This is a genomic window from Pedobacter sp. T50_32 (assembly GCF_057652195.1).
Map to the genome: position 1 here is coordinate 760,142 of NZ_JBYFBY010000001.1, position 15,151 is coordinate 775,292.

General features: G+C 38.1%; 14 protein-coding genes and 1 pseudogene. 8 read left to right on the forward strand and 7 right to left on the reverse strand.

Going from position 1 to position 15,151, the window contains the following annotated elements; translation table 11 throughout:
- Window positions 1–562 precede the first annotated feature (562 nt).
- From AC23ME_RS03350 to AC23ME_RS03370, 5 genes and pseudogenes are all read right to left on the reverse strand, one after another.
- The gene (locus AC23ME_RS03350) at window positions 563–1,870 is read right to left on the reverse strand and encodes a M20/M25/M40 family metallo-hydrolase (RefSeq protein ID WP_487726328.1); all 1,308 of its coding nucleotides are present in this window, start codon (window positions 1,868–1,870) and stop codon (window positions 563–565) included.
- A gap of 79 nt (window positions 1,871–1,949) precedes the next feature.
- Window positions 1,950–3,779, reverse strand: a complete 1,830-nt coding sequence (locus AC23ME_RS03355) for a M61 family metallopeptidase (protein WP_487726329.1) — start codon at window positions 3,777–3,779, stop codon at window positions 1,950–1,952.
- A 161-nt stretch (window positions 3,780–3,940) separates the two neighbouring features.
- Window positions 3,941–4,585: a DUF1579 domain-containing protein gene (locus AC23ME_RS03360; RefSeq protein ID WP_487726330.1), complete on the reverse strand. Its 645-nt coding sequence runs from the start codon at window positions 4,583–4,585 to the stop codon at window positions 3,941–3,943.
- A gap of 74 nt (window positions 4,586–4,659) precedes the next feature.
- Window positions 4,660–5,082 (reverse strand): annotated as a pseudogene (locus tag AC23ME_RS03365) (ORF6N domain-containing protein); the annotation flags it as partial.
- 168 nt (window positions 5,083–5,250) lie between these two features.
- Window positions 5,251–6,336, reverse strand: a complete 1,086-nt coding sequence (locus AC23ME_RS03370; RefSeq protein WP_487726331.1) for a DUF4407 domain-containing protein — start codon at window positions 6,334–6,336, stop codon at window positions 5,251–5,253.
- 176 nt (window positions 6,337–6,512) lie between these two features.
- On the opposite strand from AC23ME_RS03370, the gene AC23ME_RS03375 reads away from it, so the two are divergent.
- Together AC23ME_RS03375 and AC23ME_RS03380 are read left to right on the forward strand one after the other, a co-directional pair.
- Window positions 6,513–6,830 (forward strand): rhodanese-like domain-containing protein, encoded by a 318-nt coding sequence (locus AC23ME_RS03375; RefSeq protein ID WP_097133211.1) that lies wholly within the window; start codon window positions 6,513–6,515, stop codon window positions 6,828–6,830.
- Between the two features lie 81 nt (window positions 6,831–6,911).
- On the forward strand, window positions 6,912–7,112 hold the full coding sequence (locus AC23ME_RS03380; RefSeq protein ID WP_487726332.1) for a DUF6358 family protein: 201 nt from the start codon (window positions 6,912–6,914) through the stop codon (window positions 7,110–7,112).
- 40 nt (window positions 7,113–7,152) lie between these two features.
- Here AC23ME_RS03380 and AC23ME_RS03385 read toward each other — a convergent pair whose 3' ends face one another.
- Window positions 7,153–7,449 (reverse strand): helix-turn-helix transcriptional regulator, encoded by a 297-nt coding sequence (locus tag AC23ME_RS03385; protein WP_487726333.1) that lies wholly within the window; start codon window positions 7,447–7,449, stop codon window positions 7,153–7,155.
- Between the two features lie 364 nt (window positions 7,450–7,813).
- Window positions 7,814–8,845 carry a dipeptide epimerase gene (locus AC23ME_RS03390; RefSeq protein WP_487726334.1) on the reverse strand — a complete coding sequence of 344 codons (1,032 nt, stop codon included), beginning with the start codon at window positions 8,843–8,845 and terminating at the stop codon, window positions 7,814–7,816.
- Between the two features lie 87 nt (window positions 8,846–8,932).
- On the opposite strand from AC23ME_RS03390, the gene AC23ME_RS03395 reads away from it, so the two are divergent.
- The 6 genes from AC23ME_RS03395 to AC23ME_RS03420 all read left to right on the forward strand — a co-directional run bounded on the left by AC23ME_RS03395 (window position 8,933) and on the right by AC23ME_RS03420 (window position 15,091).
- Window positions 8,933–10,063, forward strand: coding sequence for a hypothetical protein (locus tag AC23ME_RS03395; protein WP_487726335.1), 1,131 nt, complete (start codon window positions 8,933–8,935; stop codon window positions 10,061–10,063).
- A gap of 249 nt (window positions 10,064–10,312) precedes the next feature.
- Window positions 10,313–10,981: a succinate dehydrogenase cytochrome b subunit gene (locus AC23ME_RS03400; protein WP_308848675.1), complete on the forward strand. Its 669-nt coding sequence runs from the start codon at window positions 10,313–10,315 to the stop codon at window positions 10,979–10,981.
- A gap of 31 nt (window positions 10,982–11,012) precedes the next feature.
- Window positions 11,013–12,992, forward strand: coding sequence for a fumarate reductase/succinate dehydrogenase flavoprotein subunit (locus AC23ME_RS03405; protein WP_487726336.1), 1,980 nt, complete (start codon window positions 11,013–11,015; stop codon window positions 12,990–12,992).
- Window positions 12,993–13,000: 8 nt separating this feature from the next.
- A complete protein-coding gene (locus AC23ME_RS03410) occupies window positions 13,001–13,771 on the forward strand; it encodes a succinate dehydrogenase/fumarate reductase iron-sulfur subunit (RefSeq protein WP_487726337.1) in 771 nt (256 codons plus the stop codon).
- Window positions 13,772–14,111: 340 nt separating this feature from the next.
- Window positions 14,112–14,318, forward strand: coding sequence for a YtxH domain-containing protein (locus tag AC23ME_RS03415; RefSeq protein ID WP_487726338.1), 207 nt, complete (start codon window positions 14,112–14,114; stop codon window positions 14,316–14,318).
- A gap of 92 nt (window positions 14,319–14,410) precedes the next feature.
- Window positions 14,411–15,091: a class I SAM-dependent methyltransferase gene (locus tag AC23ME_RS03420; RefSeq protein ID WP_487726339.1), complete on the forward strand. Its 681-nt coding sequence runs from the start codon at window positions 14,411–14,413 to the stop codon at window positions 15,089–15,091.
- Window positions 15,092–15,151 lie beyond the last annotated feature (60 nt).

Consider the following 15,151-nt stretch of genomic DNA (forward strand, 5'->3'; position numbering starts at 1 on the left):
ATAAGAACTGTAAAGACTTGTATATTCAACTTTTTAAGCCAACAGGTTTCCGGTTCCGCCTACCAGCCATACGCCCTTGTCGAGCTGTGCAGATGCATTTATTACCAAAAATATAAAAACTAGTGTAACAAGTTTTTTCATAAAATTTTGTTTAAAGAGGTTATAGATTAGGTTTTTTAAAGGAGATAAATTACATAATGCTTTTAATATACCTCAGTAATTCGCTAAAAAACAGCATGTTTACGAGGGCTAGGCGTTTTCATAAACTTAAATGGCTTAAAAGGTTAATTTAATTGAGAAAGAGACTAAGTGTAGACAAAAACGGAGAGCTACAGCGAGGATAGATTTTTAGCTTGTTTAAGCTAAACTAACTATAAGTTTTTAAAAATCAATGAATTATAGCTTTTTGGAGTGTGGTTTCTTGGAAAACTGGCTTTAAAATAAAAGAAACCGTTAACCTAGATATTGGCAACGGTTTCTATATGAATGATTATGTAATGGAGAGGGAGCTAAACTAACTAATAGATTTCTCCTCATTCTTCATCGAAATGACGAAATTAAACTACTTCAACTTCGGTATTCTGCTTGGCGTATCAGCTCCGCTAATAATGCTAACCGCACTTTTTGCAATGGCTTTAATGGTTGATAGAATATTTTCTACATCCAATGTTTTGTACTCATCTGTAACTTGGTGATAATGAGGATCAGAATCTATTTGATCTGTACTTATCGTATGTGCAGGAACGCCCAAAGCAGCTAATGTCGCATTGTCGCTTCTGTAGAATAACTGTTGCTCTTTGTACGGATCTGGATGGAACATAAACTCAGTTCCCTGTAGATTTTTTTGTAAGATCGTTCCCAAATCAGATTTATCATAACCAGTAATGAAAGCCGTGTTTTTACCAAACTTGCTATCTTTTCCAATCATTTCGATGTTAAACATGGCCACTACTTCATCTGGGTTTAATTGTTCAGAGAAATATTTAGAACCTAACATCCCCAGCTCCTCACCTGTAAAAGCCACAAAGATTAAAGTACGTTCGTTCTTATTCAGTTTTTTGTAGTATTTGGCCAAAGCGATTACCGCCGAAGTTCCCGATGCGTCATCGTCGGCACCGTTCATGATGCTATCGCCATTTTTAGGGGCAACAATACCCATGTGATCGTAGTGACCAGAGAAAATAACCAACTCCTTAGCTTTAGATTTGCCAGGGATTACGCCAGCAACATTAAATAAAGGCATTTTGGTAACCGAATTTTTTAATTCTACGGTAAAAGTACTAGCGTTTTCTTTATCTAATACAAAAACTACCGCCGGATTTTTATCGCTTTTCAAATCAGCTTCGTCTAAAATTGCTTCTCTGCCAACCATTCCCTTTATGCGTTTAAAAGCATCTACAAACTTCATATCTACCAATACCAATTGTCTTTTTCCGCTGCGGGCTAAGGTTCTAAATTGGCTGATAAAATCTTTGCTCTCATCTAACTTGATCCAGCCATCGCTGTTGCTTTGGTCAAATGAAAGGTTTTCTGATTTGTTACCGTACACTAAAACATTTTCATCAGCAATTACTTGTCCATCAATTGTTACTTTAGTAGAAACAGGCTTAAGTTGATATTTATAGAAAGTTTGGCGATAGCCTTTTTGTCCGTCTAGTGGTTTTAAGCCAATTGCAGTAAATTCTTTTTCTATAAAAGTTGCCGCTTTCTCGATGCCAGGTGTAAACGTACGACGTCCTTGCATATCATCACTTGCTAATGTTTTAATCAAGTGATCTACGTAATCTTTAGTGATAATTTTATCGATGTTTTGGGCTTTTGCCGTTAGTGAGGCAACTGCTAATCCGATAGCGAATATGGTTTTCTTCATTTTTATAATTTTAGATATTGGTATTCAGATTTTATTTCCCGCGGATTGCAATCGCAGATTTTTATTCTCGTTATAGTACTTATTTAACTGCACTCTCTAGCCATTTATCTCTAAAGGTTTTCATTGCTGGTGTTAAAGTTGCGCCAGTGTTTTCAATTGGCAGCAGTTCTAACGTTGGGTTTTCAACGAAGGTTAGCTTGGTTGTTCTTTCCACGCCTTTTCGACTGTAAGTTAGTTCAATTGTTTCACCTGGTTGATGTTTTTCTACAACAACGTCGAAATCTTTGGCAGTTTTGATATCAACACCATCAGCTTTTAAAATCACATCATTGAGATCTAAACCAGCGGCGTAAGCAGGTGTGCCGACTAAAGTAGCAGGCACGGTTAGTTTGCCTTCACTCTCGTTCCAACGACTGATGCCACTGAAAGCTTTTCCTGCTTTTTCTTTACGTAAAACTAGTCCGGCTTTTAGGAATAGTGATGCATAATCTTCCTTATTGGTTGAGTAGATAAATTCTTTGAAAAATTTGGAAGCAAAAGTTGGATTTTTAGTTAAGCTGCCCAATGATTTCTCTAAATCTGGGATGGTATAGGCAATTTCTGGCTTTCCGTAGGTTTTCCAAAGTGCTTTCATATAATCGTCTAAACTCAGGTTAAAATCACTTCTCAAACGTAAATCTAATGCTAAGGCCACTGCTGCACCGTAAGTATAGTAAGAAGTGAAAATGTTTTGCTGATTAGTTTGATCTACAGCTACACCAGCATCTGCAAAAACAGCGTACCTACTTGCTTGTATAGGTGAAAAGTTCTTGGCGCCTGGAGAATTGCTAACTGCATTTACCAATCCATTTAATGTTCTCGTAATACTTTCTAAGGTTCTGAAGCCTGCTCTTTTTAAGGTTAAATTGCCGTAATATTGGGTAAAACCTTCTGCAAACCAAAGTTCGTCACTAACATTGGAGTGGGTGAAATTAAAAGGTTCTAAGGTTTTAGGGCGTAAACGTTCTACATTCCAAGCGTGAAAAAACTCATGTGAAAAAGTGCCCAGCAAATTACTTTCGTTTCCACCAATTTTTGGGGTACGTTGTACAATTACAGTCGAGTTTCGGTGTTCCATGCCATCGCCAGCGTAACTTGGATGCACACAATGCAAAAAGTAGTAGTGCCCAAAATCAAAATTAGGAAGTTCTCCGAATATGGCTTTCTGCTCATCCACTACTTTTTTAAGCATATTAGCATAATTAAAAACACTCATTTCGTCATCGTCAGAATGTGCCATTAAGTGGATGGTTTGTATTTTGCCATCGCTGTTTTTAACCTCGAAACTTGCCGCTTGGTAGGCCGATATTTCTATTGGGCTATCCATAAAATATTGGAAATCTTTGGCATGATACACACCGTTGCCCAAAGGTTTCAGTTGTGTAGCTACTTTCCAATCGGCTTTGCCGTTATAGTTAAATTTAACGGTTCTTGCACGTCTGTCCATCTCCACTGGGAAAGCAAAAACTGCTGGAATATTCATGTGAGCATGAGTTTCGTCGAAACCAGCATAAGTACCATCAATCCAATTTCCAAAAAGGGTGTAGGTAATTTTAACCTTGCTGCTCGGTTTGGCAATTTCAAAAACATCGCCAGCTGGCTGCTTTAAAGCTAGGGCTTTTCCATTGGCATCGAAAGCTTTTAGGCGATAAGCATTTTTGCCGAACTCGTGTGTAGCGTATCTGCCCGGAGATGAACGAGCAAAACGAACCCGTAGTGGAACATTTGTTGGTACGTTCGGAATAGTCATGCTGATTTCTGCTTCGTGATGCACGGCATTTGGAAAGCTAACTTCGTAACTGATTTCTTGCTGTGCCTTTAGGTTCACTGCAGCACCAACAAGAAGTGCTGCTAGGATATAATTCTTCATTTGCCTAAGTTTAGGATATGAAGTTAATACTTCGACTGTAAATATTCTGATTTGTGAGCATTTTATTACGGTGGAACTGATAAAAAGCTTTGTTTTCAAGTTCGTAGCTCACAAAAAAAGCCCATCGATTGATAGGCTTTCCATTTCAGTAGTTTCGTTTATTATTTTCGTACCAACTTAATTGACATCGTTTTTGCTTCCTTGCCATCTTTGGTGTCGTACATTTCCATTAGCTGGTTGTTGTCATCTATGATAGTAAAGACTTCTCTAAAAGGAATTTGTTTTCCAGAGACTGCATCTGTTGCGGTACCTTTAAAAATCATTGTTTTCTTGGCTTCGGTAAAGGTGCCTTCCGAATACATTAAGCCAGTTCCCATATTGTCTATCCAAGTGCTGATGTATACTTTTCTAGAATTATCGAAAGCGATGGTATTCATTCCTTCAAACGGCATTCCGTTCATATCTCCTTTGTAGGTAGATTGTTGATACCTATCTCCCAACACCATTTTGGTTTCTGCTTTAATGCCCGGACTGGTAGAAGCTACTGAACCATCAGGTGCATAAAATGAAATTGCAGCTTCCCAATTGCCTACAGATTTGCTTAGCATTTGATGTTCGTTGCCAGGTTTCATATAAGTTTCCCAAGCTTTCATCATTGCCGCAGAGTCTACGGGTTTAGCAATGGTGTCGGTATTTACTACGGTAGTATCTACCACAGTACTGTCTGAGGTATTGTCTTTTTTTTCAGTGTTGCAGGCGGTAAAAAACAATACCGATAAACCTGCAGCTAACATTGATTTTTTCATGTTTTTAGGGTGATATTTAGTTGATTGTTATGTGATTAACATCAAATATAAAGCTTTGTTTGGAAAAGGGATGGCTAAAGGTCATCCGGTTTAAAGCCGATTCGTTTTCTAGGCTCTGCTTGCTTATCAATGAGTTTGTCTAGATAGCTAAAAACGAGTTCGATGTTCTTGTCGTGATTTTGTAGGTGTTTTTTGATATCGGTTATCTCGAGTTTAATTTCAGTATGCTCGCTGAGTAAATTTCTTAATCGCGTAAATATCCTAACAATTTGAATGTTTACTTGTACCGCTTGCGGACTGTTGAGTACACTAGAAAGCATGAGTACGCCGTGTTCGGTAAAAACGTTCGGTAAATATTGCCGCCCTCCTCGTCCTATTTTTGAGGTAACAAATTGTGACCTCAAAGATTTCCATTCAAATTCACTTAAACGAAACATAAAATCTTCAGGAAATCTTTCCGTATTTCGTTTGATCGCCTGATTTAAAGTTTTTGTTTCGACACCGTAAAGTTATGCCAAATCGCTATCTAGCATTACTTTTTGATTTATAATCTCGTAAATTTTGTTGACTACAATATCATCTGATATGGAAGTGAATAGTTGTTTGGCTGTCATAGGTAAACCAAATATACAAATATTTTGAGGTCGCAATTTGCGACTTCAAAATTACTCCCCACGCAGCTCGTCAACTCGCTGTTGCGCCCTAATTCCTACACGAGTATCTTGTATCTGGTCCGCTACTGTAATTTCCATATCTCGGTCTTTGTCAGATAAGTGCATCTGAACTTTTTCCGCGTTTTCAACGGCGTGATCATAAGAACCTCTAGCACTCATCAGTTTTACAAAAACAGGCAAACACTCAAAGAATATAAAAAGCAAACCTATAAAGGTAACCGCCATAGCTGTGTTAAAATCCTTTGACCCATCAGCATTAAAGCTCAGTTGCCCCAAAGCCCAATTTCTATCAGCAAAACCAGCAATGTTTGCCAAACTATCTAACTGTTTAGAAGTAAAAAGCTTTTCGCTCATTAGCCCGTCGAACTGTTTGCGGCCATCCACAAATTTTTCCATCTGCCTAACGTCGGCAGTAAGCGTATCAAGGTTTTGTTCCCGTTGTTTAAGTTCGGCTTCCTTTCGTTTAGCGTAAGGGCCGTATCCCATTACGCCAGAAGTTTCGGTAGTCTTATTACCAAAAATCTCGTAGTTCAACTTTTGTCTGTCACTTTTAATTGCAGCGGCTAGCGAGTCGCGTTGCGCTTTCAAGTCATTCAGCTTACCAATTTCAATGGTATATTTTTTGTCGAAGGCTTTGTTTAAAGTATCAATTTTTGAACGCTGACCGTTCAAATAGCTTACTTTCAGCTTCTCTTTAATTTCTTTGTCGAAAATTTTCAATTCTAATGGTCGTGAAATCACAATACCGATCATAACGGCAAGCAAAATACGAGGAGTTGCCTGCAGTAGCTGTTTCTTGCTACTCGCATTTTTGTCTAAACTACCAACAATGTAGCGGTCCATATTAAAGATGGCTAATCCCCAAATAAGACCAAAGAATATCGAGAATAGCCAAGCAAAATCTCCCCCCTTAAAAACAAAATACATGGCATAACCGCCAGATAAAGCTGCAAAAAGGCCCGTAAAGAAAATGGTAGCCCCAATACCTATGTATTTATTATGATCTGTTGGATGTTTTTCTAACGTTGAAATATGAGCGCCAGAACAAAACCAGAGGAAGCGAGAAATGCTATTCATTGTTAACCAGATTAAAATATCTATAGTTAAACGACTGGTAATCTCAAATGTTACAGTTGTAAGAAAATTAATATGTGGGCTGGTTAAAGCGTACCAGAAAAGTAAAAATCCCGTGGTAACATTGTACTTAAATTAATTAATGCCGTAATTCGTATCTTTGATAAAAACCTTTAGAAATGAAAGAAGTTACAGTACAAGACTTAAAACAAAAAATAGATAATAACGAGCCTTTTCAATTAATTGATGTTAGAGAGACTTTCGAATATGAAACCTCTAATTTAGATGGTTTGAATATCCCTTTGGGTGGTATTTTAATTGAAGCTGATAAAATTGATAGAGATAAACCTGTAATTGTGCAGTGTCGTAGCGGTAAACGTAGTGCGGCAGCTATTATGCAATTAGAGCAAGTGCATGGTTTTGATAATTTACACAATTTAAAGGGTGGTATTTTAGCTTGGCAAGAAGCTTTTGATCCGAATATGCCAGTATATTAAGTTTTGAATGAGAAAATGACAAGATGATTGAATAGAGCACTTCATCACCTAGTCATTTTCTCATTTAATTATTCAAAAAAAATGAAGAAAAAGATATTCTTAAATGCCTTTTACAATTTGGCAATGATACTTTGTATTATTGGCGCATTTTGGGCATATGAAAACAAAAGTCCGCTTATTTCTATTTTCCTAGTGGCTGTGCTAGCTGCTTTTCTGTTCTTTAAGGTAAAATTGATTAAAGAACTGAACAAAGAATTTAGACAAGGACCTCCGAAAAAATAAGCAGAAAAGCCATCAGATTTTGATGGCTTTTCTGCTTATTCTAAAGTTCTATTTCTTCAAGTTCGTAATTGATTTGTTTAAGGTACTTCACTGCTGGTACAAGTCCTTCATCATTCCCTTTTTCTAGTATTTCTGAAGCCAAGGTTACCAAATCTTTAAGAGGTATTTTAAAAATATGGCTTAATTCATAGAGTCTTTGTATGTCTATACTTACCCTACCATTTTCTATGTTGGCCATAGTTTCTACAGTAATATTTAGCTGTTTAGCTACAAATTCTTGGGTGTAACTAAGGTGCTTCCTAAAAGCCTTAATTACTTGTCCAGTTGCTTTTTTCATTATTTCATAGGTTATATAGAGCTAAAATAACAGATTTTTTATTTTAGTTATCACACCTTTACCCTAAATATTTTGTAGGGTATTTTTTGAGCAAATGTTTTTGGGAATACCTTTGAAAGGTAGATACAACTATTGAGAAAATGATCGCATAATCAAATGCCTATGAAAAGCAGCAATTTTAAATTGCTCTATCAGTAGTAACAGATATTTAATTTTAACATTGGACTTAAATAAATGTCGAGGAATAACAACATACTATAAAATCAATTAGAAATAAAGCTAGGTAATTTTAGCATGTTAGTAATGTTTTAGAACTGATTTAGTCCGTTGTAATAGAGCTAAATCAGCTGTTAAGTTCTTTTTGTTACCCAAACAAACCTTCCTTAATTCCCGTCAATCCCAAGCCTGGTAAATTGTTTAAAATGTATTTGCCATCAACAAATTTAGGTTGTGCAAACGGGTTGTTAACGGTTAGGAAAGGACCATCTAAATCTGCCCAATCGCAAAGTGGTGCTAAATGAACTCCTGCTAAAGTTGCAATAGAAGTCTCGCTCATACAACCAATTAAAACCTTCATGCCCAGTTGGCGAGCTTTTAGAATAGTTTGGTGACCTTCGTACATTCCTGTGCTTTTCATCAGCTTAATGTTAATGCCATGGTATGCGCCTTTCAAGCTGTCCAAATCTTTTAAGCGTTGCATTGCCTCATCAGCTAACAACGGAATTGGACTGCGTTCGGTTAGCCAAGCATTGCCATCCAAATCATGTTTGTCCATTGGTTGTTCAATTAAAACCACGCCTTGGTTGTGCAGCCAGTAAATTAAATCAATGGCTTTAGCTCTATCATTCCAGCCTTGGTTGGCATCAACATATAAAGGTACATCGGTAACACTGCGGATGGTTTCAATAATCTCTTTGTCGTTATCTCTGCCAAGTTTTACCTTAATTACTTTGAAGTCTCTAGCATCTTCCAGTTTTTTGCGTAAAACTTCGGGTGTGTCAATACCAATGGTAAAAGAAGTTACGGGCATTTTGTTAGGGTCGGCACCATAAATTTCGTAGCAAGGTTTATCCTGAAGCTTACCATTTAAATCGTTAAGTGCAATATCAATGGCAGCTTTAATGGCGGGATTTCCAGGAGCAAGACTATCTAAATATTCAATAAGTGCGGCAAAGTCAAAAGGGAATACAAAACGGTTCCAGTCAACCTTCTTCAAAAAAGCGTTTGCGGTCTCGTAACTTTCGCCCATGTAAGGCACCATACTTGCCTCGCCATAGCCAGTTTTTCCTTCGTAATCAACTTTTAAAAGAAGTAAAGGTGTACTAGTTCTGGTAAATTTTGCAATCGAAAAAGCATGTTTCAATTCTAAGTCGAACTCCTTGCAACTAATTTTCATTTTATATCGTCTAAATCATTAAAAGGTTTAATAGCCTTGCGCTATATTTGCAAAACGCTCTTACGCTCTCACGCTAAATTTACGGCCATGAATACGATTTCAAGATTACGGTATTTTCTTTACTTATCCATACTTTTTGTTGGATGTACCACAGGAAAAAATGCATTACAAAAAGGCGATTACGATGCTGCGGTTTCTAAAGCTGTAGACCGCTTGAGAAGTTCGCCACAAAATAAGGAAGCAACGCAAGTGCTACCCGTTGCTTTTGATTTAGCACTGAAAACACATTTGAGAAAAATCGATGAAGCAAAGGTTTCGGCCGATGCCCTAAAATGGGAAAGTATTTTATATCGCTACCAAAGGATCAACCAACTCAGTGATGAAGTGAACGCTTGTCCAACCTGCTTAACCTTAGTGCCAAATCCACCTAAGTATGTAAAGGAGTTTGAAGATTCTAAGTATCAGGCTGCCGAAGCTCGTTATTTGCTAGGCGAGAGAGCATTGAGGGAGAACAACCGTCAAAGTGCAAAAGTAGCTTACAACCATTTTCTTAAAGCTGAAAGTTTGTATCCATCTTTAAGAGGTGTGAAGGAAAAAATTGAAGATGCTTATTGGGCTGCAGTTTTGAAAGTGGTAGTGCAGCCAGCCATCATCAATAGCAACACCTATAGGTTAAGTAACGACTATTTTCAACAGCAAGTAGCTAATTATTTAGCCACTTACAGGGGAAATACCTTTGTGCGCTTTTACACCGAGCAAGAGGCTAATAAACAAAAAGTTAGACCCGATCAGCTGGTAGAACTACATTTTGATGATTTCATTGTTGGGCAAACCTACGTAAAAGAGCGTGTAGAGAAGTTGCAAAAAGACAGCGTAGTGATTGGTGAGAATAGACGTGGGAAAATTTATGGAACAGTAAAAGCCACCTACAGCGTTTTCGAAAAACAGGTTTCTTCTTCGGGCTTGTTAAATGTCGCGATAGTTGATCTGAGCACTAATAAATTGCTGCAAAACAGAAAGCTTCCTGGAACCTACGTTTGGGTAGACAGTTGGGCATCTTTTAGGGGTGATGAGAGAGCACTGAGTAATCAGCAATATGCGCTAACCAGAAAAAGAGAGGTAATGCCGCCGCCGCCCGGAAATTTGTTCGTTGAGTTTACCAAGCCTATTTATGCACAGCTGGTAGATCAAATTTCGACTTTCTATAGTAGGTACTAGATTAGAGAATAATCAAGTCCTAGATTCCAATTACACAAAATCTTGAAAGCAGGGCTATGTGCTCTGATGAAATATTTCTCAAATTTTAAAATTTAACTGCTTCAACTACAAGCGCAAACGTTGCCAAAAGACTATTTTAATTAGAACGTTTCTAAATTGTCGATTTGTCGTTTTTTTGTAAGTTTTATTCCTCATAAGTTTTCATATTTTAGATAACTTTGCACACTAGTAATATAAATAAACAATCTAATGAGTAGTTTAAGTAAAGCTTTTACGTCGTCTATAGGTAAGAAGTTTGTAATGGGATTAACGGGTCTGTTTTTGATTTCGTTTCTTATTGTTCACGTATCTATAAATGCACTAATTTTTTTAAATGATGGTGGAGAGACCTTCAATGTAGCGGCCGATTTTATGGCGCACAACATTGTAATCCGTATCATGGAAGTTGGATTATTCTTAGGAATTATCTTGCACATTGTTCAGGCGATTATGTTAACGTCGCAAAATAATGCGGCAAGACCTGAGAAATATGCCTACAACAAGCCGCAGGCTAATAGTAAATGGTATTCTCGTAGCATGGGTTTACTGGGTACATTAATTTTGATGTTCTTGGTATTACACCTTTATCACTTCTGGTGGCCTACAAAAGTGTCTGTTTATACACACCAAGAGCATAACACTTTCCAAAACATTGTGATGATTTTCCAAGAAGAATGGGTGGTTGCTGTTTATGTTTTGGGTGTAATTTCTTTAGGATATCACTTGTTACACGGTTTTCAATCGTCTTTTCAAACGATGGGCTGGAACCACAAAAAATGGACACCAGTTGTAAAAACAGTAGGCGTATGGTTCTCAATCATTGTTCCTATCATTTTTGCATTAATGCCAATCGCAATCTATTTTGGTTGGGTTAGCTAAACCGAAACGTTTAATTAAAAGGATTAAGTAAATGTCGAAATTAAATTCAAATATCCCTGCGGGCGAATTGACCCAAAAGTGGACAAAATATAAGTCTTCTATTCCATTGGTTAACCCAGCGAATAAAAGAAGTTTAGAGGTAATTGTAGTGGGTTCTGGTTTAGCGGGTGCTTCTGCAGCGGCTACATTAGCAGAAATGGGCTACAAAGTAAAATGTTTTTGCTTCCAAGATTCACCTCGTAGAGCGCACTCTATTGCGGCTCAAGGTGGTATCAATGCTGCAAAAAACTATCAAAATGATGGTGATAGTACTTACCGTTTGTTCTACGATACCATTAAAGGTGGAGATTATAGAGCACGCGAAGCGAACGTACACCGTTTAGCTGAGGTAAGTGCAAACATTATCGACCAATGTGTGGCTCAAGGTGTGCCTTTAGCTCGTGAATATGGTGGTTTGTTAGATAACCGTTCATTCGGTGGTACACAAGTTCAACGTACATTTTACGCAGCAGGTCAAACTGGTCAGCAGTTATTGTTGGGTGCTTACTCAGCGTTAGAGCGTCAGGTTGGTATGGGTAAAGTACAAATGTACACTCGTCACGAAATGCTTGATGTTGTAGTGATTGATGGCAAAGCTCGTGGTATTATTGCTCGTAACCTAATTACAGGCGAGTTAGAGCGTCATTTCGGTCATGCAGTGGTTTTAGGTACTGGTGGTTACGGAAACGTATTCTACTTGTCTACCAATGCGATGGGAAGTAACGTTACTGCAGCTTGGAAAGTACACAAAAAAGGAGCTTTCTTTGCTAACCCTTGTTACACGCAAATTCACCCTACTTGTATCCCAGTTTCTGGAGATCACCAATCGAAATTAACCTTGATGTCGGAGTCGTTGCGTAACGATGGTCGTATTTGGGTTCCTAAAAAGAAAGATGACACTCGTAAAGCTTCGGATATTCCTGAAGACGAAAGAGATTATTATTTAGAGCGTCGTTACCCTGCTTTTGGTAACTTGGTACCTCGTGATGTGGCTTCTCGTGCAGCTAAAGAGCGTTGCGATGCTGGTTACGGTGTAGGTAGTTCTAAATTGGCGGTATACTTGGATTTCAAAGCAAATACGGAGCGTTATGGTCGTATCGAAGCTTCAAAAGCTGGTAACCATAATCCTGACAAGGAAACTTGTATGCGTTTAGGAACTGCAGTTATCAAAGAGAAATACGGTAACTTGTTCGATATGTATGCGCAAATTACTGGTGAAAATCCTTACGAAACACCAATGCGTATTTACCCAGCAGTACACTATACCATGGGTGGTGTTTGGGTTGATTATGATTTAATGACAACCATTCCTGGATTGTACTGTACTGGTGAAGCTAACTTCTCAGACCACGGTGCTAACCGTTTAGGTGCATCTGCATTAATGCAAGGTTTGGCAGATGGATATTTCGTATTGCCTTACACTATCGGTTCTTATTTATCTAAAGAGATTGCAACTAAGCCAATTCCTACAGACCACCCTGCGTTTGTGGAGGCTGAAAATGAAGTAAAAGCAACTATCGATAAGTTCTTAAGCATTAACGGAACTAAATCTGTAGACCATTTCCACAAAAGATTAGGCCACATCATGTGGGAAAAATGTGGTATGGCTCGTAATGCAGCAGGATTAACTCAAGCAATCAAAGAAATTCAGGATTTACGTAAAGAGTTCTGGGCTGAAGTTAAAGTTCCAGGTTCGGCAGATGAATTTAACCCTGAGTTAGAAAAAGCACACCGCGTAGCAGATTTTATTGAGTTAGGTGAATTGATGTGTAAAGACGCCCTTAACAGAGAAGAAAGCTGTGGCGGTCACTTTAGAGAGGAACACCAAACCGAAGAAGGCGAGGCTAAACGTGATGACGAAAACTTCGCATACGTTGCTGCTTGGGAATACAAAGGCGTAAGTGAATTCGAATTGCACAAAGAAGAATTGAACTACGAGAACATTAAGGTTGCACAAAGAAATTATAAATAGTAGCAGAGATGAGTACAGGAAACATGAATTTAACGCTACAAGTTTGGCGTCAAAAAAATAGCAAATCAGCAGGTAAATTGGTTGATTATAAGCTTTCCGAGATTTCTCCAGACATGTCTTTCTTAGAGATGTTTGACGTTTTAAACGAACAACTAATTAACAAAGGTGAAGAGCCGGTTGTATTTGACCACGATTGTAGAGAAGGTATCTGCGGTATGTGTTCAATGTTCATCAACGGGCAACCTCACGGACCAAAAGACTTGGTAACTACTTGCCAGTTGCATATGCGTTCGTTCAAAGATGGTGACACGATTGTTGTTGAGCCTTGGAGAGCAAAAGCATTCCCAGTAATCAAAGATTTAGCTGTAGATCGTTCTGCTTTCGACCGTATCATTGCTTCTGGTGGTTTCGTATCGGTAAACACTGGTAACGCACAAGATGCAAACGCACTGCCTATCCCTAAAGCTAAAGCAGATGCTGCTTTCGAAGCTGCTGCTTGTATTGGTTGTGGTGCGTGTGTGGCTACTTGTAAAAATGCTTCGGCAATGCTTTTCGTTTCGGCAAAAGTATCTCAGTTGGCTTTATTGCCACAAGGTCAGCCAGAACGTTACCGTCGTGTACAAAGCATGGTAGCTCAAATGGACGAAGAAGGTTTCGGTAACTGTACCAACACTGGTGCTTGCGAGGCTGAATGTCCAAAAGGTATCTCGCTAGAGAACATCGCTCGTATGAACAGAGATTATTTATCTGCAAAATTCATTAGCGAAGAGGAAGTATAAGTTTAATACAATTCTACCTTTGTCAAACTTAGTAAATGATGCAAATAAGTTTGACAAAGTTTTTAATATCAATCCCCAAATCTTTAATTAGGCTTGGGGATTTTTTGTTTTTTGTAGTTTGCAGTAACGCTCCCGTCATTCCCGCGTAGGCGGGAATCGTAAAGCAATTAATAGGAATATCTAACTTATTAAGATTCCCGCCTACGCGGGAATGACTACCAGGAGCAGTCGAAATGACCGACGATTTACGTTCACCACAAACAATAGCTCTAACTTTTCTCAAAAACCTTAAAACATTCTTTCCATCCCATCGTTTTTAAATTAATAAAAGACATTAATTATGACAAAGCAAACAAAAATATTAGGTGGTGTATTAGCTGGAATAGCTTTAGGCGCAGTAGTGGCGATGGTATTATCATCGGATAAGAATAGCGACATGAAAGATAAAGTTGGAGATTGGTTCTGCGACTTATTCGATAAATCTAAAGATAAATTAGCTGGTGTTGCCGATATGGTAAAAGAACAAGCAGAAAGAATAAAAGCATAATTGTGTTGCAATTCGTCATGCTGAATTTATTTCAGCATCAGTTTTAACAGACGACACATTATTTAAAAAGGGCATTTCCGTATCTTTGACACATGGATATTTATGGAAATGCCCTTTTAGATTTTCACCAATCCGGCAAGGCGGAAATTTTATGGCTTCACAATTCTTACGACGAACCTGAGGAAATGCCAATTGAGGTTTTCTTTCGTGGTGAAGATGATATGCCCGAAATTGAGCTTAAAGCATTAGGTCTTTGCAGAGGGAAAGTGCTTGATGTTGGCGCCGGTGTAGGTAGTCATGCGCTACTACTCGATAAAAAGAAGGTTGATGTAACCGCCATAGATATCTCTCCAATTGCAGTTCAAATTATGCAAGAGCGAGGTGTAAAAAATCCGCAATTACAAGATTTTTTCCAAATAAAGGAAAAGTACGACACCTTACTGTTTTTGATGAATGGGATTGGTTTAACTGGAACTTTACAAGGTTTTGAAGACTTCTTAGAAACCGCTAAACAAATCTTAAACCCGAAAGGTCAGTTACTTTTCGACAGTTCGGATATTTCTTATCTATACGATGATATGCCGATGCCGACTAATCAATATTTTGGCGAAATCAGTTATTGCTACGAATATAAAAATGAAAAAGGAAATTGGTTTAATTGGCTATACATAGACCCAACCACACTGCAGCGTTTAAGCAAACAGCATGGCTGGAATTGTAAGATTGTTTATGTGGACGAGCAAGACCAATATTTGGCTCAATTAACTTTGTAATTGAACTTAAAACTTTGTGTCAGGCTGAGCTTGTCGAAGCGTATGCAACAACACTTCGAC